Raw genomic sequence first — 19,588 nt, forward strand, 5'->3', positions numbered from 1 at the left:
GCTAAATCCCGAATATTAGCCATAAACGGCTAAATTTGCATTATTAGCCATAAATGGCTAAATTAATATCTGCACGCAACAAGGAGTCTTAATGTGGAGTCTGCCTCTAAGCCTATCGCAGTAATCAGCGGCGATATTGTCAACTCAACCAAGCTAACGTCTGATCAGTTTGATCAACTACTTAAACGAATTAAAGATATTCAGGGATTGATCACCAAAGGAAATTCATCAAATGCGCATAGTATTGAGCGTGGAGATGAGTTTCAGACTGTGGTGCATGATATTGAAAACGCTCTGAGATACACCATCATTTATCGTGTTGGCATCAAAGCGCTTGGAAAAGAATTTGATTGTCGCATTAGCTTTGCTATTGCCTCTAATACCGATTTACGTGTGTTGGTCTCTGAGTCGATGGGTGAGGCATTTGTTCTTTCCGGGCGTGGGCTAAAAGCCTTGAAAAGCGAAAGATTGTTATTTAGCTCTGATCGGTTCGAACTCACGGAGCACTTTGACTTGCTGTTTAAATACCTCGATAGACAACTAACAGAATTAACGTCCCGCCAATGTGAAGTTATGCTACCGATGCTTCAAACCAATGAAGGTTTGTCTATTAGTGAGTTAGCTGAAAAGCTCGATGTCGCTACTGCCACTGCCAGTAAGTCACTTAAAGCATCAGGTTGGCAGCTAATCAGTGAGCTAAATTGGCGATTCATAAATCAAGTTGCGGGACTCAAGTATGTTTGATTTTTTTAGTGCTCTAATACCGTTCTTGATGGTTCACATCATCTTTGATTTTTACCTCCAACCAAACAAATGGGTAAAAGCAAAGAAGAAATACACTTACCGTTCAACTGAGCTGTACTTTCATTCACTGCTACACGGCGTCGCATTATTAGCTCCTGCTATAGTGTTAGGTATTGATTGGCGCTCAACAGCTTGTTTGGTAACTATCGTAGCGGTAAGTCATTTTATTATCGATTTGTGGAAGGTAAGAGCAACAAATGGTGATAAGTTTTCCTATTTTATTATTGACCAGACTTTGCATGTATCGGTGCTCGCAGCCATTGCCTTTCACATGACAGATGGTCTTACGATTGATGCCGTGCTTAAACATGATAAGTTCTCAGATGGTGTTGTGGTCGCCTTCGCTTACTTGCTAATCCTCAAGCCGACCTCGATTGTGATTAGCGGCGTATTAAAAAAATACCCAATATCTAGCAAAGATACCGATAACAATGGTCTGATAGCAGGTGGCGAGTTGATCGGATACTTAGAGCGCCTGTTAATACTGACCTTTACGCTTGTGGGGAGCTATTCTGCGGTGGGTTTTGTATTGGCGGCCAAGTCAATATTTAGATTTGGTGAGTTGAATAAATCAGCCGACCGAAGCATGACCGAGTATGTGCTGATCGGTTCATTGGTATCGGTTGTGATCACAATATTGATAGGTACTTTAGTGTCAGTTGGTTTGGATGCGAAAATAAAGTAATTGGCTGAAATTGTCCCCTCGAAATACGGAAAGGGGGGACAAGCATTTTAGATTAGGTGCACTAAGGCGCTTTTGTCCCCCGAACGAGTCTGATACCCTCAGAATCGTAATACGGATCTAGATGATTCGGAGTTACGATTCTCAGAACACATTAGCCTTTCGGGTTATTTTTCGTATGAAAAGTCGCTTCATTCAGTAATCAGTATTGATGATACAGATCACCATGCGTTGGGGAGCACTCCAAGGCGTCCTGTTACACTCACCCTTTTCCAGCCTCCTCAATGACTCTTTCGATTTTTTTAAACGACATAGCGAAAACATCGTCTGCTATTTCCTGCAACTCCGTCACACCTTCTTTATCGAGAATAGATTGAAGTAATTTCCACCAATCAAATACACCTGAACTTCGCCCATTCATTTGATTTAGCATCTCAGATGCTACTAGAACATCAGAGGCTTCTTGTAGTCTTTGGTGAACCTCCTCTCTTTTAGCATTCAACTTCTTACGCTTTTTTGAGCTTCCCTTCACCATGATTAAGGAGATAATTTCACATGAAAGATCTATGTATGAAGTACTGAGTTCAATAATGTCAAATAAACTCTTCTCTTCAACATCAGTCAGTTCAATTCTGCTCATTTTATCCCATGCAGAGAGGCTAGCTTTAGATTTATTCGGAGACTGACGATATTGAGCGGAAGCCTTACTTAACTCACGTCTAATATTATCAACGTAGCGAAGATAAGGTCTTGAGTGATTAATTTTAGCCACTACTGCACTCCTGTGCGTATGATCGGTTATTAGACGGAGTAGTTCCGCTTTGATTCTCCGTCTATCTTGCTCAAACCTTATGAACAACTCAATGTGAATCAACGATTCATGTGAAGCATGAGCAAGTATTTATGGATAAAGACGCCGTATTAACTAGGAGCCAATCATTGGCAGTGCTTTTGCTATCAGAACGCAAACACGCGTGATAGGTTGACACCTCAAAGAAAGTTCATACAAAAACAGGTTAGGCAGCTAGGGGTATATGCCGCTTGGGTGTCATTACGTAATGAAACTCAGTCCGTTTAAAGCTTTACGCTACATCAACTTGGGTAGATACTATCTCATCCAGTTACATACACCTAAGTCACTTTTGTCCCTTTCATCCATACAGCATCAACAAACCCATAAGACGCTATGAAAAATAAAATTCAAACAAAAATTCAAAAAAGATGGAATGATGCGCTTGATAACGGCTCCATTACTGCTACGAATGAGATCGTTGACTTTGGGTTTAGCTCTCAGGGCCAAGAGTACTATGATGCAGCGAAGGCCCTGCGAAAAACCAGTGTAAGCGGTACTCCTTATTATGTTCTGTTATCATTATCAATAGAGTGCTACCTAAAGAGCATAAGAACCCGAACATATTGGAACGGCGGTAGAGGTGTAGGTGTTATGCATGAAAAAGGGCATGACTTATTACAACTATTTTCGAATTTGAGCAGTAAATACCCCGATGATGCTCTCTACTTAATCGACCAGTACCAGATTCGCTATAAAAGAGATTTACGTGATGACCTAACGAGAAACGCGAACGTATTTACGCATCAGCGATACCCTTACCAAGCAGATCATTCAATACCGCAACCTGATAGAGGATTTCTGTATCCTAAACAGACCAAAGAAGCAAAGCTAGACAACTACACATGCGTTGATATCACGGCTTTGGAAACCGTGGCGGCTTTTCTGAATGAAGAACTAACTTTTGCTACTAACAACTGAATATGTAACTGGGTTGCTTTTGTCCCATTGACACTTATAGCTGATAAACTGGGTGATTCAAAATAAGACTGATATAGGAATAAACAATGGAAGTGATAATTGTTGAGGGGCGAGAATCAGGTTCATTTATCACTAGTACTGCGAGAACAAATGTGTCTCAAAGAAAAAAGCTTGAGAGCATAATGAAAAACCTTTGTGCTTGTTTAGGTATTGGCATCATCTATTGGAAGCTTAGCTCTCGCGGCACTACGTTTTATTGTCCTGATGGATTCACATACCAAAGTGCGACAAATACCATTCTTGAATTAACAGAAAAATTGGCAGAGCAAGCCGCTGCCGAGACCAGAACTTGAGGCGCTTTTGTCCCCAAGTAGACCGGAAGGTCACAATGAAGAATGTGGCGCGTAGCACACCTTTGCTGCAATACTTACTCAATCAACCCTAAGAATCGCAATGCTGCCGAACTTCCTCTAGTTGAAAGGTTTACCGTTTCAATACGGTTTTCCTTCGCGTAAAGCAATGTTACTCGGTCGTCAGCATTTGCGAAACTATCAAGAAGTTCCCCACTATCGTAAGTTTTGTAATCATAATTGAACAACTGACCATCTATTTCTAGCAAAGCTGTATTATCAACTTCATGCATTCCGTCCATTACTGTAATGGTGTAATCCTCAATACACCCATTGCTAGAAACCATAGCCACAGGGTTAACTCCGTTCATTGCAACTGCGTAATAATTTCCGCAATAAACGCTACCGCCACCCGCCAATTCAAACCAAATCCAATCACCATGTTGTTTGGAAAGTTTACAAAATAACTTATCTTCCTCCTGTCGATATTGCGGTCTGGTTGTTTCCGATATAAAGCTACAAACATTGAAGGCGAGACCACTGCTCTCTTTGACTGCCTCTGCCTTTTCTTTGATAGCAACATATCCTTGCCAAGATGCAGTTCTTGCCGCGATATATTCCGGATCAGGTTCTGACTCAGCAAGCGGTGAAAGTAATACCGTAGTGCTTGCACCAATTAAAATTATATTTTTACTTGCTTTCATTTGAAGTTCACGTCCGGATAGTAGTTCTTACTTAAAGTAACAGTAAATTGGCTATGTTGCAGAAATCGAATGACCAATTGTGATTAGACAATCCGATCCAAGACCTCATTCCTCTTTGCCCTAACTGTCACGCAATGGTTCATACCCAAAAGCCTGCAATGTCGATTGAGAAACTGAGATCAACATATAAAGCTCACCAAAAACGTGTTTAGCTTAGGCTAGTGATAAATTGCTTTTGTCCCAAATCGTAGCTTAAACATCACTTATAGAAAACAAAGGACGCACCATCTAGCAACGTGCCTCCAATTCTTAGCAAGTGGGTCTCGCCATGCCTCTCAAGGGCTATGAGGTTCTGCTCCAAAAATAGCTTGTCCAAAGAGGTTCGTTTCAATAGTTCCATAATATCGAGGGAAATAGATAACGTTTTTTCTGCCTGTTTTCCAATAATGGTGATTTGGCTCGAATTGTCAGCTCGCTCTATTTTTTTAACTTCTACATAGCCCAGATGCTTGATGATTAGCGATGAGGCACTGACTTCTTCTCTGCCATGTGGTTTGAAGGATTGTGACTTTTGATAGTTTATTGATGTGTTGACAATGGTTATGTAGTAATTTTTTGAACTTTTAGCAATTCTATACCAAGCAGAGGTAGTATCCTGTTCAGCCTTGCATAATTTATTAACAAGCTTGGCACTATCTTCGATGAGTTTATATTCTTGACCATCAATATTCATGGTGAATATCCATCGGCTTTCTTCTTTTTGGGTGGAAAAACTTATATTCTTGTTTTTTTGGCTTATTAGACGTTGTATTGGCTCTTTTACATCTAACTCTCGAGGTGCTGGCTTAATGTATTGCTGGCGAGTATCCCGCTTCACTCTACCGAACATTATCCAGTCAAATAGACCACATGTAATTGCTATTTCTGCTTTGCTCTCCCCTACAGGGCGGCCATACAACAATAAAGATTCTATACTTTTGCGTTTAAACTGTTTTTGCCTCATCAACGCTGGCTTAATATCAATTTCAAATGTATCACGGCTATCATCAGCTTCAGCCAGTACTGTATATCCTTCTTGAACATCAGAGCTTACTATGTTTTTGATGAGAAGAGGTTTCCAGCCGCCATTCTCTAATATCGGTTTTGTATTTTTCTTTGACTGTAGAGATGTCATCGAAACCGTGCATGGATGTTTCGGCCAAGGTGGCCCTAGAGAGTCAAAAAACACTCGTGCACCATTTGGGTGTTCGTAGTAGTAGACGCTAGCACCGCACTTTGGACAATTCGCGTTAGGTATAGTAAATGCTTTAGATGCACCGTAATAAGCATTAGTAGAAACAAAGCCTTTAGGCCGTTTGGGTTTAACTACGTTGGCTTTGTTAACATCAATTTGCTTTCCATTCTTAATCGGCACTATACGACCATCAATTGTTCTGAATACAGTGGACATTGTTATCTTAAGCCTATGACATTCTAGTAAAAACAGAGTAACTAAGATTCCGCGAGCAATTTTTATCTTAAATCACAGTTAATAAAAAAATCTTTGAAGGGGCACTTGCTACCTTTCCGACAGTCTGAACTAGTGATTTAAAACTTTAAGACTAACTCGCTTCTGTCCCCGAAGTGACTCAAAATCATCGTCAGCATATCTCCGGGCAACCGATTTTTAACTACTCACCTTTAATGAATAATTTTGCAAAACCATATGTTTCTCTCACATGAATTTTATTGAGGAAAATTTTGAAGCAGGACGACAAGAAATTTAAAGAGCGAAAATGACAATGGGGCAAAAGTGTGTTTCAGTTCTTAAATGGGGAAGTGTTTTCCTCATATACCTCAACCAATACAGCTAGCCTTTCAAGTTTACAAATTAGTCTTATATTTGCTTTATCGAAAGGCATTGAGGTTACTTACCTTGGCGAGATTTTTTAAAGTACTCAATACTGTGTTGTATACGACATTCAACACTTGTACTGTTTCCCTAACGCCAGAGCTATTCATTGACATATCAACAGTTTTTTCTTTTACATCTGGCTTGCGGGCTTCGTAAACGTAATCGAGTTAAAGCTCTTTCGACACTCGATACATCTGGAGCGAGGAGAGCCAGAATGCCCTTTTCCATGTTCACGAACGGGCTCTGTTTTATTACAGAAACGATATTGAACTTGGATAGTAACCATGAGTTAAAAACATCAGAAATCAGGTGGCTATATTAACATCTATCAACCGATTTGAGTTATGACCAATAAAAGGATAGTTAGGTTTTTATTGCGTAAATTATCGGTAAGATGAAGTCATATAACAGGCAATATGTCAGGTGTGTAGAATTATTCTATTTTAGGGATTTTGCTCTAAGTCTAAATGAATCTTTGCATTTCAATTTCAATAAAGCTTGGTTATTGATCATGTTTCTGAGTATGCGAATTATTATCAGTTATGCATATGATTGCTCATTGTCTAGTTTGACTTGTGTAACGTCACTTCAGCACGCACTACGCTGATTGTCTGTGTTTTCGTGTTGACAGTTTGGTACTAGGTAAAAATCAACAAGACTATGATTTCGAGGAACATTTTATGTTAAAGAAACTACTAAGTTGTTGTATCACCTCCGCACTCTGTTTTCATTCTTCTCTCGCTTTTTCGCAACCCAATGAGATTGCGGACAGTGCAGAGTTACAACAAGCTCCCGACACATTGCCTGCCACTTTGATGCTTGCACCGGACGACATCGCCATTGCAGATCGCTATATTGTGGTATTTCAACAGCCGCAAATGATGGTGAGCAATTCAACGGAATTCGAGCAATTCACGCAACAATCCGTAGACCGCATGTCTGGTTTGTATTCGATACAAGTGGAGTCGGTTTTTGACCACTCGATAAGTGGATTTGTCGCTAACTTGAGTCCTGAGCAACTAAAAGATCTGCGTTCTGATCCTCGTGTGGACTACATTGAGCAAGACAGAATCCTATCGCTTGACCCAATAGTCTCGGCAGACGCAAATCAAACCAATGCCATTTGGGGACTAGACCGAATCGACCAACGAAACTTGCCACTCGATAACAACTACAGTGCCAACTTTGATGGGACTGGGGTAACGGCTTATGTCATCGATACTGGTGTGAATAACGCGCATGTTGAGTTCGGTGGTCGCTCAGTTTCAGGGTATGACTTTGTCGATAACGATGCAGATGCAAGTGACTGTAATGGACACGGCACACACGTAGCTGGCACCATTGGCGGCAGCTTGTATGGTGTTGCGAAAAACGTCAACCTTGTCGGCGTGAGAGTATTGAGCTGTACCGGATCGGGTTCTACTTCTGGTGTTATTGCCGGTGTGGACTGGGTGGCTGCGAACGCTTCCGGACCTTCAGTCGCCAACATGAGTTTAGGCGGTGGTCAATCCGTCGCTCTGGATAGTGCGGTGCAAAGTGCGGTTCAGTCAGGTGTCAGCTTTATGCTAGCAGCAGGTAACTCCAACGCCGATGCGTGTAACTATTCTCCAGCACGCGTTGCTTCCGGAGTAACTGTCGGCTCGACCACCAGCACGGATGCACGTTCGAGTTTTTCAAACTGGGGCAGTTGTGTGGATGTGTTTGCGCCAGGCTCGCAAATCAAATCTGCGTGGTATGACGGTGGTTACAAAACCATTAGTGGTACTTCGATGGCGACGCCACATGTAGCGGGTGTAGCAGCACTGTATCTTCAAGAAAACAGTTCGTTGTCACCAAGCCAAGTGGAAGCCTTGATCGTTAGTCGCGCAACAAGCGGAAAGGTGACGGACACAAGAGGCAGCGTGAACAAGCTACTTTATAGCTTAACCGATGCTGATTGTGGTCAAGACTGTGGTGGTCCAGATCCAACACCGGACCCAGAAGGCAAGTTAACCTCGGGCGTGCCAGTGAGCGGTTTAAGTGGTTCAACTGGTCAAGTCGCGTATTACTATGTTGATGTAGAGGCGGGGCAGCGCTTAACCGTACAGATGTATGGCGGTACTGGCGATGCTGACTTGTATCTCCGTTTTGGTGCAAAACCAGCACTGAATGTATGGGAGTGCCGACCTTTCAAATACGGTAACAATGAAACATGTACGGTAAGCGCAACACAAAATGGACGCTACCACGTCATGATTCAAGGTTACTCAAACTATAGTGGTGTCAGCATTCAAGCAAGCTACTAGTTATTATTCTCGTTATTGAAAGAGAACAAAGCCCACTTTTCGGTGGGCTTTTCTTTTGGGAATACTGTGCTTAAGGATTACTGAGTTTCATAGGACACGTTCGATGCTATTCAAACGCATCAGTTTTTTGCTTCAAGAACTCAATGAGAGTGCGAACTCGAAGCGGCATCAAGGCTTTCTATTAGTAGTTAGTAGTACTCACATAAGTCGGGTTCCTCAAACAAAAACGCCCTTCATATAAGTAAAGGGCGTTTGGTATTTGACGTTTTGATTAGCGAGCTATAATACCAACCCACCGTCAATCTTGAGCACTTGGCCTGTGATGTAGGCGCTCTTGTCTGAGGTTAGGAAAGAGACGCCATTGGCGATATCTTGAACTGAGCCCATGCGCCCTAATGGGGTTTTGCCTTCCATCATTTGAATGACTTTCTCTGGCAGGTTCTTGGTCATGTCGGTGGCGATAAAGCCTGGCGCGACACAGTTGACGCGTATCTGTGCACCCTTTCTTGAAAGTTCTTTCGCCCAGCCTTTGCTCATTGAGATGACGCCGCCTTTACTTGCGCCGTAGTTGCTCTGGCCGATATTACCATCCGTTCCCACTATAGAAGAAATGCTAACAATACTGCCTGTGCCCTGCTCTAGCATGACAGGAGCAACACGTTGGGTGAGTAAGAACACCGCTTTTAGGTTCACGTCGATCACGCTGTCCCAGTCTTGCTCTAACATATCTGGCAACAATGCATCTCGAGTGATGCCCGCGTTGTTAACCAGAGCATCGATTCTTCCGTGCTGCTCTACAACACTTTCTACTACTTCACTGACGGCTTCGGCATCACACAAGTTGACTTGATAACTGCTTAGCTGCGCCGACTGACTCCATTCCACGGGAGATATGTCTAGCCCGATTACGTGGAATCCATCCTCCAGTAATTGCTCACAAATCGCTTGGCCAATACCACGAGCCGCACCAGTGACTACTGCTACTTTTTCCGGTTTCATCTTGGTCTTCCTTAAATGTTGAGATTACAAATTCGCTTGTATCCCTAGCGTTTTTTGTTTTTATGCCTAGTCGCGTTACAGCTGCGCTTCTCATACGCAGGGTCTTTTATATCTTATAAAAACTATAGAAACAGTCTGGGAGTCGGATGTGAACTAATCGAGGCAACTTGATGACTATGGCAAGATCAACGTAAGAAAGTGTGTTGGAAGGCGCAAAGTTACACGATTGGAGGACTTGGATAGAAAAGTATTGGTCTGATTAATCAAATACTACTTCATCAGACCAATATTACTTGTCTCTTAATCTCTTACAAAAGCTGGTTTTGTTATTTTCACCAGAAAAGGCTGAAGCAAGAGATTAAACAACATGCCAGCAATAAACAGGGTGATCACAATACTCGCACCACTCGGTAAGTCATAGCGAGCCGATGCGGCAATACCCGTTAATATCCCAACAATACCGATGCTGATACTGGCGACAAAGAATCGAGTTCCCTTCAATGCTGCCGCACATAAAGCTGGAATCACCAACAAAGCAAATTCTAAATAAATGCCGGTTAACTTGACCGTAATGGGCATCAGAATAGCAAAGATCAGATAAAAACCACTACCGCGCATAAACGCAGGTTTTAACCAAACTAATAGCAACATCGCAGTGGTAATGAGTGCCAAAGGCCAAACGTCTGCCCAAGTCGCCCATAACAGTTGCCCATTAAGAATGCCTTGAATAAAGTCTCCGCCGTGTGGGTCTTTACTCACCAGCAGGATCGCCAGCGATGCAGACACAACAAACAAGCTGCCAATCATGGGCTCTAAATGCTGCTGGTATCGTTTCTCCATTAAAGCAATCAAACCGCAAAGCATCAAAGACATCACCCAAGGGCCAATCATTTCGCCAAAGAATGAACCTGAGAACAGCGCGTATTGGCTCAACCAGTAGTGGCTTAGTGCTGCCCCCAATGCCGCGACTTGCGCCACCGCCAAATCAATAAAGATGATCTGACGATTAAGAACTTGCTGCCCCAGTACGATGTTGCCAACCAACGCAATTAAACCACAAAAAACCGCAGGTAAAAGCCATGCATAATCCGCCATGACTTAGATCTTCACAGGAACGGGTGGCACTAACACATCCAGTAAATCATCAATGACCTGATCGTACATCTCATCTAAGCTTTCACCCTCAGAAACGGTCAATGGCAGTTGAATCACAGGTTTGTCAGTATGATCTTGCAACCAGTTCGCTGGACGCTGATCCTGATGAGAAGAGTAAACAATCGCATCAAAACTGTCAGCATCTAACTTGGTAAGTGATTGCAGGTGAGATGTGGTCGGTGAAATGCCCGGTTTAGGTTCGAGATCGGCAATCTGCTTCATTCCGAGCCAATCGTACAAATAACGATACGTCGCGTGATAACCGACAACTTGCTTACCCTTTAAAGCAGCCCCTTTCTCATTCCATTCTTTAAGCTTTTTACGCCAATGAGCACGAAACTTCATACCATTCACTTGGTAACTTGGTGCGTTGTCGGGATCAATCGCTTTTAGGCGCTCCGTGACTTTACGAGATAATGGAATCATGTCATTTGCCGCAAATTGAACATGTGGGTTACCGTGAGCGTGTATATCTCCCATGCTACGGTCAACGTGAGCATGAGTATCTAACATGCGCACGAAGTCCGTCGCGTAGATCATGCTCGGCGCACCATTTTGCACCGCCGCATTGCTGCTACGAACTTGCAGCATAGGTAACCACCCCACCTCTAGCTCTGCGCCCGAACACATTGCCATGTCCGCTTGGCGCATCTTCGCAATCAAAGAAGGACGAGCTTGTACGTAATGTGGGTCTTGCTTAGCCGTTGTCGCTGAATAAATACTGGCATCTGGCGCGTGGCTTTCAAGAAAGGCTTTCCATTCTGGCTCACAAACGAAAATGTTTAGAGCCGAAGCAGGCGAAGCAATGATGGCAGCTCCTGCCGCCATCATCACCAAACTGCATTTATTTAATGTCAGCTTAGAACGCATGAGCACCGTGCGCTCCAAATGTCATCACGTATTGCAGAGTGAACACGTTGTCTGTCTCACTGTCTTGGTTATCAATGCGAGTGTATTGCGCACGGATAGTACCGAAGTGAGAAGAATCCCATGCGATCATCGCATCCATTTCTTTATCATTCAGCTCAGTAAAATGCATGTGGTCGCCATGTGCATGACCATCGTAGCTTTCTGCTTCGCCGTAACGTAGACCTGCTGACCAGCTTGGGTTGAAGCGATAAACACCCGAAACATAGTAAGCGCTTAAGTTGTCTGGTGACTCTGCATCGTTTTTATATTTGCTATCTACCACACCGTCTAACAGCATGTATTCAGCCGATAGCGTGAAGTTGCTGTATTTGTAATTACCGTCTGGTGCCCATTTCCAAACAAAATCAGCACCGTAAAGGTTCGCACCTGTCACTGCTGCGCCATGATGGTGATCGTGCTCATGCTCTTCTTCATGACCGTGGTCGTGATCTTCGAATTCTTTAACCTTGCCGTTTTCGTTACGCAGGTAACTTAAACCAAACTGCCAACTTGAAGATTCGGAGAAGTCACTACCAAGCTTCAGCGTCGTGGTGTACACGCCAACTTCAGAACCATCTTCGACAGAAGACATTTTGCTACCACTGAGCGCTTCTACACCAAGTTTTACATAAAGGTCGGTTGGCAACACGATGTTTGCACGTACACCATCATCGTAGTAGTGCGAGCCAAGGAAAGTACGATAAGCAATTGGACGCTCAACAAAGCTATCGGTGTGCATGTGTTGGTTGTTCAGGTAACCAAAGTCAGATAGGAATCGGCCAGCGCGCACGTTTACACCATATGGCAATGCCAAAGTTTCGATGAATGCCTCTTCAAGCTCTAATTCTGTCTCATCACCATGACTTTCAAGAACCGCGGTCAATGCGCCGTAAAACTTGTCGTCGATATTTGATGAGAAGTTTAATTCCGTATGGCCTAGACCAAAGCCTTCTTCGCGCTCAGAATTATGACGTTGGCCATCTTGGTAGTAGCCATCAACAACAACACCAATCTGTGGGTTCGATAGTGTGTCGGCAAAAACAGGGGATGCAAAAATGCTACCGATCACGAGAGACACCAATTTCTTATTCACTACTATTTCCTTTTTGTTATGTTATAACATTTAATTTTGCGATGTTATAATATAACAATTCTCATTACACAAGCAGAAATTTAAATTAGGCTCCGATTTCATGTTCGTACTCAATCCATGAATTGGGCTATCAACAAATGAATCAATTGATGTTTTTTATACGTATACTAATGAGAATTAGTAATTAAATAAGTAACGGAATTTCAATATGTTGAATATGGATTTTTCAAAAAGAATCGTGATAGATACTGCTCAACAGGAGTGGATCGCCAGCCCTTCCAAAGGTGTGTGGCGCAAACCTTTGGAACGAGAAGCCAAAGAATCAGGGCATACCACCAGCGTCGTTAAGTACGAGCCAAATTCGCAGTTTTCGACTCATCCTCACCCTCAAGGAGAAGAAATATTGGTGCTCGAGGGGGTATTCTCTGACGAATACGGTGACTATCCTGCCGGCACTTACCTTCGTAACCCTCCAGGAAGTCAACACGCACCATTTAGCAAAGAAGGCTGTGTGATTTTAGTTAAACTAAATCAGTTCGAATCTGAGGATCTTGAAACAGTTCGCATTAATACAAACCAAGCGAGCTGGCAGAGTGGTGTCGGTGGGTTGCAAGTCATGCCGCTGCATAATTTTGAGCACGAACATGTCGCATTGGTTAAATGGCCAAAAGGTAAGAAGTTTCAACCACACCGTCACTTTGGTGGTGAAGAAATTTTCGTATTGTCAGGAGAGTTTAGAGACGAGCTAGGTACCTATCCCGCTCTCTCTTGGATTCGAAGCCCACATATGAGTGAGCATTTTCCTTTTGTAGAGCAAGATACGATCATTTGGGTAAAAACTGGTCACCTGCCGCTCCAAGCTCCTGCTCAGCACTCCTAGTGTTTGCACACTTGGCATCGTCCATTGGAACTAAAATCGGCCCGCAATTTACGAGCCGATGATCATTTCGTCACTAAGAACCCATTATTCGCGAGTGGAGCCAGTCTTTGAGCTCAGCCCGGTTATGTTTTAACACGTTCATTTCGTGATCATCAATCGGGCTTCCTTGAAGTTCTAGTACGCGGATTTCCTTATCTAAAGCATTGTAGTTTTTAACGGTTTCAGCAAATGATGCATCGTTTTCGGTAAGCTGAGTAATGGTATCCAAATGTTCTGGGAATTCATGAGTTAATGAGTGATTTTCACCTAACATAGAGACCTCTTGGCTATTATTTGAGTACAAAATAGTGCCTAATTTTTGAGCACCACATGTATAACCGTAGCATCTAATGAGACGTTAATTCGTCGCACCGTCCACAAAAAGAACAACAAAGTTATTTTCAATTTTTCCTAGAAAGTGTTTTCTTTTTAGTCTCAATAGTCGAATGCAAAAGATGCCACTATGATCGTTCTATATTAACCTTCAACAATGAGAGCGATCATGCGAAAGACAATTCTAGTTACTGGATCTACTGACGGTATTGGTTTAGAAACCGCGAAAATGTTAATTAACCGTGAACAACACGTAATAATCCATGGCCGGAATATAGAGAAAGTTCAACAAGTTGAGCAAAGTTTGAGGGAGATGAAAAGTGGTAAAGTTGAAAGCCTTGTTGCTGATTTATCCTCTCCCAATGCGGTAAAACAGATAGTGATGGAGATAACAGAACGGTTCAATCATTTAGACGTCATCATTAACAATGCTGGTGTGTACGCAACACCAAATCCAAGAACTAAAGAGGGTCTTGATGTACGCTTCGCAGTCAACACCATTGCTCCCTACTTACTCACTAGAGAGCTATTGCCGTTGCTCGGAGATACGGGTCGTGTGGTTAATTTGTCTTCAGCTGCACAAACAACAGTAAACACTAGCGCTTTACTCGGTAACAAACCATTGTCAGATGGCGAAGCATATGCCCAAAGCAAATTGGCATTAACGATGTGGTCACGAGCAATCGGACTAAAGCTTAAGAACACTGGCCCTATGTTGGTATCAGTAAACCCAAAATCATTCCTAGGTAGTAAGATGGTTAAAGATGCTTATGGGGTTGCTGGTGGTGATATCCGCTTAGGAGCAGATATTCTAACTCGCGCTGCGCTATCAGAAGAGTTTGCTCAAGCGCATGGTATGTACTTCGATAATGACATTGAAGCATTCGCGCCCCCACACCCTGATGCATTAGATCAAAGCAAAACACAGCAGATAATTGATACTATTGAATTAATCTTAAGCAAACTCTATTAATAACAATTAAGAATTATCTTGAGGTTCGTTTTTATTCGGACCTTAAAAACAATGTATTCGATAAGTGAAACTTGTTATCACTTTTCCGCAAACTCCCAATAAGGTGGCGTGCCATAGTATTCAGCAAAGTAATCAATAAAGGCACGCACCTTAGGCGCAATTAAACGAGAGCTTGGGTACACAGCCCAAATCCCAGCATCCATCGCTAAAGGGTGATCTTCGAGTACTTCCACTAGCTGACCACTTTGTAATTCTTGATAAACACTCCAAACCGAGTTGATAGAAATACCTAACCCGTTTACCGTCGCGTCTCTCATCGCATCACCATTATCGGTTTTAAAACGACCAGAAGTTCTTACATTGACCATTCCATCTTTTGTATTGAATGACCAATTATTCATTCCAACTAAGTTAATACATTGATGATTCGTCAAGTCTTGGGGCTTGTTAGGTCTCCCAAATTGTTCAATATAATCTGGTGATGCAACGATAATACGACGATCTGGCGCAAGCTTTCTTGCGACCAATGAAGAATCTTTCAACTCAGCGACACGAATGGCGACATCGAAACCTCCCTCAACCAGATCAATAATGGAATCAGAAAATCGGCAGTCCACGGTTAACCCTGGGTAACGCGCCATAAAACCTTTTAATGCGGGCACAATATGCAAGCGACCAAAAGTTGCAGAGGCGGTTATACGTAATACTCCCGTTGGCGCGCTCTGCCCTGAGCCAACAGCTCCCCTTGCTGCCTCCACTGTTGCAAGGACCTCCTCCGCGTGAGGTAAAAATGCCTGCCCCTCTTCAGTTAAGGAAACTTTGCGTGTGGTGCGATGAACTAAACGAACTCCTAAGCTGTCCTCAAGTTTATTGATGTGTGCGCTAGCGACAGCAGGAGAAAGTCCAAGCTCCTGACCAGCCATGCTGATGTTGTGTGTCGAAGCCAAACGGACAAATAGCTTTACATGATCGATGTTCATTTAATTTTCAATTATTTGTAAAAAATCACCATATAGAGCTTAGCATTTTCTTCCTTACGGATAGTAAATAAATACTCCAGTTAGAAAAAGCTGATGGGCAGATAGAAGTCCAGCTCAAACGCCTCATCATGGCTGAGGAAATGGTTTTTATGATAGTGAACATAAGCGGGAGTAGAACGCTGCTTAAAGCCTGAATTCGGCAACCACTTCTCTAACACCATACTCAATTGAGGAAGAAGCTCTCCATATACCCCTGTTAAGCGAAAAACAGCATGCAAACCACCCGGAATCGTCATTTGATTCACGACACCGCGTACTTTAAGCGGCTTATCAATCGCCATACAAGCCACATAGCGACACTTATCGAGCTCGACCCAAGCGGGGTTGGAGTGATGCAAACCGTATTGAACCGAAAAGTCCCGATTCTCAGAGCTTGCCCACGCCTTCAAAATCAGCCACGCATTGCGAATGGAACGGCTATAACCCTCATGCCGCACATAAGCCGCAAAGCGTTGTGGAACCTCCATAATTTTAGGTTCTGGCAACTCGCGTTTCGCAACCCGATGATAACCCGCAGCCACTTCCGGATCTTTTAGATACGGCTTTTCTGCGACTTGTAAATCATGCTTTCGCCACGCACCAGGAGACATAGCGAACGTTGCTTTAAACGCTCGGCTAAAAGAAGATACCGAGCTAAAGCCGCACTTGTTAGCAATGTCTAACACCGATGAGCTGGTATCAAACATCAGTTGATTGGCGGCGTATTCCATTCTTGTGCGACGGATATATTGATGGACAGACTCCCCTACCACATCTTTAAAAATACGATGGAAGTGCTGTTCAGAATAGGCTGCTACATCTGCTAGCTCTTTAGCCGATAAATCTCTGCTAATGTCCTGGTGAATGTAAAACAGCACGTCATTGATTCTGGAAACTTGTTGATGGCTCACGGAGTAAACTTTCGCTTAAATAGCATAAATGGACATATTTAACAGCATAAATGGACACACCAAGCTTGGCAATTTACCTATACTATTTCTGACATAAAAAAAGACAATTACGAGAAGCACAGCACATGGAAATCGCACAGTCATTACAACAAACTAAGTCATCCTACATCCGAGAGATCCTCGCAGCAGCGAGCGATAAGAACGTCATTTCTCTTGCAGGTGGCTTGCCGGACGAAAAAACCTTCCCGATCGACTTAATGAAACCGACGCTCGAAAACCTCGCTAATATGCCAGAGGTGTTTCAATATGGCGCAACAGCAGGCTACGCCCCGCTACTTAACTTTTTGACCGATTATTACCAGCTGCCGGAATCTCATTTGGCGATGATCACAACGGGCTCTCAGCAAGGGCTAGATTTGATTGCGCGTGCGTACGTAAATCCGGGCGATAAAGTGGTGATGGAAGCACCGAGCTACCTTGGTGCTATGCAAGTATTCGGTCTAGTGCAAGCCAACATCGTGACCGTTTCACAAACCGAGTGTGGCCCAAACCTTGAAGAACTCGAACAGTGCTTTGCCACGCAGCAACCAAAAATGTTCTACGCCGTACCCGATTTTCACAACCCAACGGGCGTATGCTGGGCGCTAGAGACTCGCCAAAAAGTTGCCGAGCTTTGTATACAATACGACGTGGCGTTCATTGAAGACGCACCATACCGCGAGCTGCGTTTTTCTGGTGAAGCGCTTCCACTGGTTTCGGACTTCTGCCCACAGCACTCCATCGTATTGCGCTCTTTCTCCAAAATAGCTTCACCAGGCTTGCGTATTGGTGTAGTTACGGGCAAGAGTAGCTACCTTGAGCCACTCATCAAAATTAAACAAGGTGCCGATCTGCACTCTAGTATTCCTATGCAAGCTTTGCTGCATGGTCTACTTCAACATGACAACTTCGAAACGCACATTTCAACCATCTGTGCGCTTTACAAATCACGTTACGATGTCATGTTTGCTGAACTGCAAAAACAGCTGCCAGAAAGTTGCGTACTCAAACCCGTCGATGGTGGTATGTTCGTTTGGGTCGAGATTCCAGAATGCGACACCTTCGAACTGGCGAAAAACCTTCTCGCAAACTGGGTTGCTGTAGTGCCTAGCCCGGTCTTTTATCCAGAAGGTTCAAAGGTAAAAGCCGCTCTGCGTCTTAACTTTACCAATGCTACACCAGAAGAACTGACGACAGCTGTCTCTCGACTCGCGGATGTCCTCAACACGTTGTAATTGAACGCGAGTGTAAGAACCTGCCTTTGAGATTCAAAAAAAAGTCTCAAAGGCAGCATCAAAAAAGTTCCCAAAAAAATTTATATTTTTCCTTCAAATCAACTCTCTACAGTAAGTGCCTGTTTTCTCTTGAACCTCTCACTCATATAAAAATGAGAACTCAATCACGTATTTGATGGTTAGAAAAGTTACGTCTATCTTTCAGTCAAAGACATCAACTTCGCAGCGTTAATGCTCTCAATTTCAGACACTTTATCAATCGTGGCTTAGCGGTTGATAAACGACTAAATAAGCATCTGTGGGCATACCCACTACGAAGGGTTGACCAGAACCATTCTGAATGTCGCGAGCCAATCTTTTGATTGGCTATTACGTCAGTGAATCGCACCAAATGACAGAGGGGTTATCAGGATGAATACTCGAACCACGACAGGACTCGTCACCATCGGCTGGTCCGTTACACTTTCACTTTTTACCGCATTCGCCGTGTATGCCAATACGTCGCCAAACTGTAGTGACGTATTAGCGGGCAACACAACCGCCGCATCGCAAAAAATGATGGTTTTATTGGGCGAAGACATCACCAAATCCAACCGTATCACTACGGTGATTCCTGCCGAAAACAATCCATTTGTGACCGAAGAACTGGTTTCGGTTTCTAACGACGTATCGCCAAACGGTCGTCTTTCACAAAAGAGTTTGGAAGAGATTCGGAAAGTCCGCTCAAATCTAGAGAAAGCAGCACAGGAAGTAAGCCGATTACAGGGCACTTTTGAAGTGGCTTTAATCAGTTTGATTGATGGTTACTGCCAATTTTCTAATCATAAACGTACTCAACATGCCAAAATCGACTTTGACCATTTGGAAGGCCTCACTTTGTATTCAATCCCCGCTTTAATAGCAATGGTCGATCAGTCGTACTACATGGCAAAGAATCGAATCGCTAATGAGCAGAAACAGTTAAGCGACATTGAAAAAGAGAAACAGAGGCAGAAACAGCAAGCAACTGCGGCGGCAGCCGCTCGTTACCAAGACAGTAACGTACTTGTAAGAGTCGAGAACTTTGATGGCGCTAATGTGACATTTTCCGTTACTAACATTGGTTCACAAGGATCATTGCAACCAAATTTCAACTCGTTTAATGCATATCGCACAGAAAGTGGAGAATTAATCTACAAGTCAGAGTCTTTATTACACCTGGCGGATACTGCAGGTAACACACTTGAAACAATGGGTATCGCTGAGCTCTCATCACAAGGTGGAAGTGACATATCGATCTCTCCTGGAGAAACCCGAAAATTCGTTACTAGCATTGCTTCAGAAGTCGCGCCACATACGCAGTTGAGCTTAGAGTTTCCAGCCAAAGTGCTTAATACCGAGCGAGACTTTACATTGTCGTTTTCTGATACATCAGCGGTGGCGACAGCAAACGTTAATTAACGCAAAGTCTCCAGTATTTGTAGAACGCATCAAAGACAGGCGAGCAGCGCCTGTCTTTCAATTATGAGCAAGA

19 protein-coding genes and 1 pseudogene are annotated in these 19,588 nt (G+C 43.4%); 9 read left to right on the forward strand and 11 right to left on the reverse strand.

Going from position 1 to position 19,588, the window contains the following annotated elements:
* Positions 1-93: 93 nt before the first annotated feature.
* Both R8N49_RS17145 and R8N49_RS17150 read left to right on the forward strand, forming a co-directional pair.
* On the forward strand, positions 94-744 hold the full coding sequence (locus R8N49_RS17145) for a hypothetical protein (RefSeq protein WP_048626769.1): 651 nt from the start codon (positions 94-96) through the stop codon (positions 742-744).
* Positions 737-1,489 (forward strand): DUF3307 domain-containing protein, encoded by a 753-nt coding sequence (locus R8N49_RS17150; RefSeq protein WP_048626770.1) that lies wholly within the window; start codon positions 737-739, stop codon positions 1,487-1,489. The genes R8N49_RS17145 and R8N49_RS17150 overlap by 8 nt, the downstream gene beginning before the upstream one ends.
* Before the next feature lie 259 nt (positions 1,490-1,748).
* Here R8N49_RS17150 and R8N49_RS17155 read toward each other — a convergent pair whose 3' ends face one another.
* On the reverse strand, positions 1,749-2,258 hold the full coding sequence (locus tag R8N49_RS17155) for a hypothetical protein (RefSeq protein WP_140316750.1): 510 nt from the start codon (positions 2,256-2,258) through the stop codon (positions 1,749-1,751).
* Positions 2,259-2,672: 414 nt separating this feature from the next.
* Between R8N49_RS17155 and R8N49_RS17160 the strand changes: the two genes are divergently transcribed.
* The gene (locus R8N49_RS17160; RefSeq protein ID WP_140316751.1) at positions 2,673-3,257 is read left to right on the forward strand and encodes a hypothetical protein; all 585 of its coding nucleotides are present in this window, start codon (positions 2,673-2,675) and stop codon (positions 3,255-3,257) included.
* A gap of 86 nt (positions 3,258-3,343) precedes the next feature.
* On the forward strand, positions 3,344-3,610 hold the full coding sequence (locus R8N49_RS17165) for a hypothetical protein (protein WP_315874179.1): 267 nt from the start codon (positions 3,344-3,346) through the stop codon (positions 3,608-3,610).
* Between the two features lie 74 nt (positions 3,611-3,684).
* Here R8N49_RS17165 and R8N49_RS17170 read toward each other — a convergent pair whose 3' ends face one another.
* From R8N49_RS17170 to R8N49_RS17180, 3 genes and pseudogenes are all read right to left on the reverse strand, one after another.
* Positions 3,685-4,311 carry a hypothetical protein gene (locus R8N49_RS17170; RefSeq protein WP_140316752.1) on the reverse strand — a complete coding sequence of 209 codons (627 nt, stop codon included), beginning with the start codon at positions 4,309-4,311 and terminating at the stop codon, positions 3,685-3,687.
* 259 nt (positions 4,312-4,570) lie between these two features.
* Positions 4,571-5,761: a hypothetical protein gene (locus tag R8N49_RS17175; RefSeq protein WP_169608780.1), complete on the reverse strand. Its 1,191-nt coding sequence runs from the start codon at positions 5,759-5,761 to the stop codon at positions 4,571-4,573.
* A 406-nt stretch (positions 5,762-6,167) separates the two neighbouring features.
* Positions 6,168-6,491 (reverse strand): annotated as a pseudogene (locus R8N49_RS17180) (IS1-like element transposase); the annotation flags it as partial.
* Positions 6,492-6,885: 394 nt separating this feature from the next.
* Here R8N49_RS17180 and R8N49_RS17185 point away from each other — a divergent pair.
* Positions 6,886-8,490 (forward strand): S8 family peptidase, encoded by a 1,605-nt coding sequence (locus R8N49_RS17185; RefSeq protein WP_132937018.1) that lies wholly within the window; start codon positions 6,886-6,888, stop codon positions 8,488-8,490.
* A 279-nt stretch (positions 8,491-8,769) separates the two neighbouring features.
* On the opposite strand, the gene fabG is transcribed toward R8N49_RS17185, so the two are convergent.
* From fabG to R8N49_RS17205, 4 genes are all read right to left on the reverse strand, one after another.
* Positions 8,770-9,489, reverse strand: a complete 720-nt coding sequence (gene fabG / locus R8N49_RS17190; RefSeq protein ID WP_017633598.1) for a 3-oxoacyl-ACP reductase FabG — start codon at positions 9,487-9,489, stop codon at positions 8,770-8,772.
* A 300-nt stretch (positions 9,490-9,789) separates the two neighbouring features.
* Positions 9,790-10,584, reverse strand: a complete 795-nt coding sequence (locus R8N49_RS17195; RefSeq protein WP_167416166.1) for a metal ABC transporter permease — start codon at positions 10,582-10,584, stop codon at positions 9,790-9,792.
* Between the two features lie 3 nt (positions 10,585-10,587).
* On the reverse strand, positions 10,588-11,514 hold the full coding sequence (locus R8N49_RS17200) for a metal ABC transporter solute-binding protein, Zn/Mn family (protein WP_186585473.1): 927 nt from the start codon (positions 11,512-11,514) through the stop codon (positions 10,588-10,590).
* A complete protein-coding gene (locus tag R8N49_RS17205) occupies positions 11,504-12,646 on the reverse strand; it encodes a hypothetical protein (RefSeq protein ID WP_017633595.1) in 1,143 nt (380 codons plus the stop codon). The genes R8N49_RS17200 and R8N49_RS17205 overlap by 11 nt, the downstream gene beginning before the upstream one ends.
* Before the next feature lie 208 nt (positions 12,647-12,854).
* Between R8N49_RS17205 and R8N49_RS17210 the strand changes: the two genes are divergently transcribed.
* Positions 12,855-13,526 carry a cupin domain-containing protein gene (locus R8N49_RS17210; protein ID WP_186585475.1) on the forward strand — a complete coding sequence of 224 codons (672 nt, stop codon included), beginning with the start codon at positions 12,855-12,857 and terminating at the stop codon, positions 13,524-13,526.
* A gap of 73 nt (positions 13,527-13,599) precedes the next feature.
* Here the strand turns inward: R8N49_RS17210 and R8N49_RS17215 are convergent, their stop codons facing one another.
* Positions 13,600-13,839 carry a YdcH family protein gene (locus R8N49_RS17215; RefSeq protein WP_005373737.1) on the reverse strand — a complete coding sequence of 80 codons (240 nt, stop codon included), beginning with the start codon at positions 13,837-13,839 and terminating at the stop codon, positions 13,600-13,602.
* 228 nt (positions 13,840-14,067) lie between these two features.
* Between R8N49_RS17215 and R8N49_RS17220 the strand changes: the two genes are divergently transcribed.
* Positions 14,068-14,871 carry an SDR family NAD(P)-dependent oxidoreductase gene (locus R8N49_RS17220; protein ID WP_025767963.1) on the forward strand — a complete coding sequence of 268 codons (804 nt, stop codon included), beginning with the start codon at positions 14,068-14,070 and terminating at the stop codon, positions 14,869-14,871.
* A gap of 77 nt (positions 14,872-14,948) precedes the next feature.
* Here the strand turns inward: R8N49_RS17220 and R8N49_RS17225 are convergent, their stop codons facing one another.
* Positions 14,949-15,851 (reverse strand): LysR family transcriptional regulator, encoded by a 903-nt coding sequence (locus R8N49_RS17225; protein WP_017633593.1) that lies wholly within the window; start codon positions 15,849-15,851, stop codon positions 14,949-14,951.
* 80 nt (positions 15,852-15,931) lie between these two features.
* Entirely contained in the window at positions 15,932-16,801 is an 870-nt protein-coding gene (locus tag R8N49_RS17230) for an AraC family transcriptional regulator (RefSeq protein WP_005387011.1), read from the reverse strand.
* 125 nt (positions 16,802-16,926) lie between these two features.
* Here R8N49_RS17230 and R8N49_RS17235 point away from each other — a divergent pair, with 125 nt between their 5' ends.
* On the forward strand, positions 16,927-18,075 hold the full coding sequence (locus R8N49_RS17235; protein ID WP_017819834.1) for a PLP-dependent aminotransferase family protein: 1,149 nt from the start codon (positions 16,927-16,929) through the stop codon (positions 18,073-18,075).
* Positions 18,076-18,486: 411 nt separating this feature from the next.
* On the forward strand, positions 18,487-19,515 hold the full coding sequence (locus R8N49_RS17240; RefSeq protein ID WP_186585477.1) for a hypothetical protein: 1,029 nt from the start codon (positions 18,487-18,489) through the stop codon (positions 19,513-19,515).
* Positions 19,516-19,588: the final 73 nt, after the last annotated feature.

The sequence above is a fragment of the Vibrio sp. 1978 genome, assembly GCF_033344345.1.

Coding starts and splice junctions, on each gene's coding strand:
- R8N49_RS17150 (WP_048626770.1), top strand. CDS start 737: ATGTTTGATTTTTTTAGTGCTCTAATACCGTTCTTGATGGTTCACATC.
- R8N49_RS17160 (WP_140316751.1), top strand. CDS start 2,673: ATGAAAAATAAAATTCAAACAAAAATTCAAAAAAGATGGAATGATGCG.
- R8N49_RS17235 (WP_017819834.1), top strand. CDS start 16,927: ATGGAAATCGCACAGTCATTACAACAAACTAAGTCATCCTACATCCGA.
- R8N49_RS17165 (WP_315874179.1), top strand. CDS start 3,344: ATGGAAGTGATAATTGTTGAGGGGCGAGAATCAGGTTCATTTATCACT.
- R8N49_RS17210 (WP_186585475.1), top strand. CDS start 12,855: ATGTTGAATATGGATTTTTCAAAAAGAATCGTGATAGATACTGCTCAA.
- R8N49_RS17225 (WP_017633593.1), bottom strand. CDS start 15,851: ATGAACATCGATCATGTAAAGCTATTTGTCCGTTTGGCTTCGACACAC.
- R8N49_RS17195 (WP_167416166.1), bottom strand. CDS start 10,584: ATGGCGGATTATGCATGGCTTTTACCTGCGGTTTTTTGTGGTTTAATT.
- R8N49_RS17175 (WP_169608780.1), bottom strand. CDS start 5,761: ATGTCCACTGTATTCAGAACAATTGATGGTCGTATAGTGCCGATTAAG.
- R8N49_RS17170 (WP_140316752.1), bottom strand. CDS start 4,311: ATGAAAGCAAGTAAAAATATAATTTTAATTGGTGCAAGCACTACGGTA.
- fabG (WP_017633598.1), bottom strand. CDS start 9,489: ATGAAACCGGAAAAAGTAGCAGTAGTCACTGGTGCGGCTCGTGGTATT.
- R8N49_RS17215 (WP_005373737.1), bottom strand. CDS start 13,839: ATGTTAGGTGAAAATCACTCATTAACTCATGAATTCCCAGAACATTTG.
- R8N49_RS17240 (WP_186585477.1), top strand. CDS start 18,487: ATGAATACTCGAACCACGACAGGACTCGTCACCATCGGCTGGTCCGTT.
- R8N49_RS17200 (WP_186585473.1), bottom strand. CDS start 11,514: ATGCGTTCTAAGCTGACATTAAATAAATGCAGTTTGGTGATGATGGCG.
- R8N49_RS17185 (WP_132937018.1), top strand. CDS start 6,886: ATGTTAAAGAAACTACTAAGTTGTTGTATCACCTCCGCACTCTGTTTT.
- R8N49_RS17220 (WP_025767963.1), top strand. CDS start 14,068: ATGCGAAAGACAATTCTAGTTACTGGATCTACTGACGGTATTGGTTTA.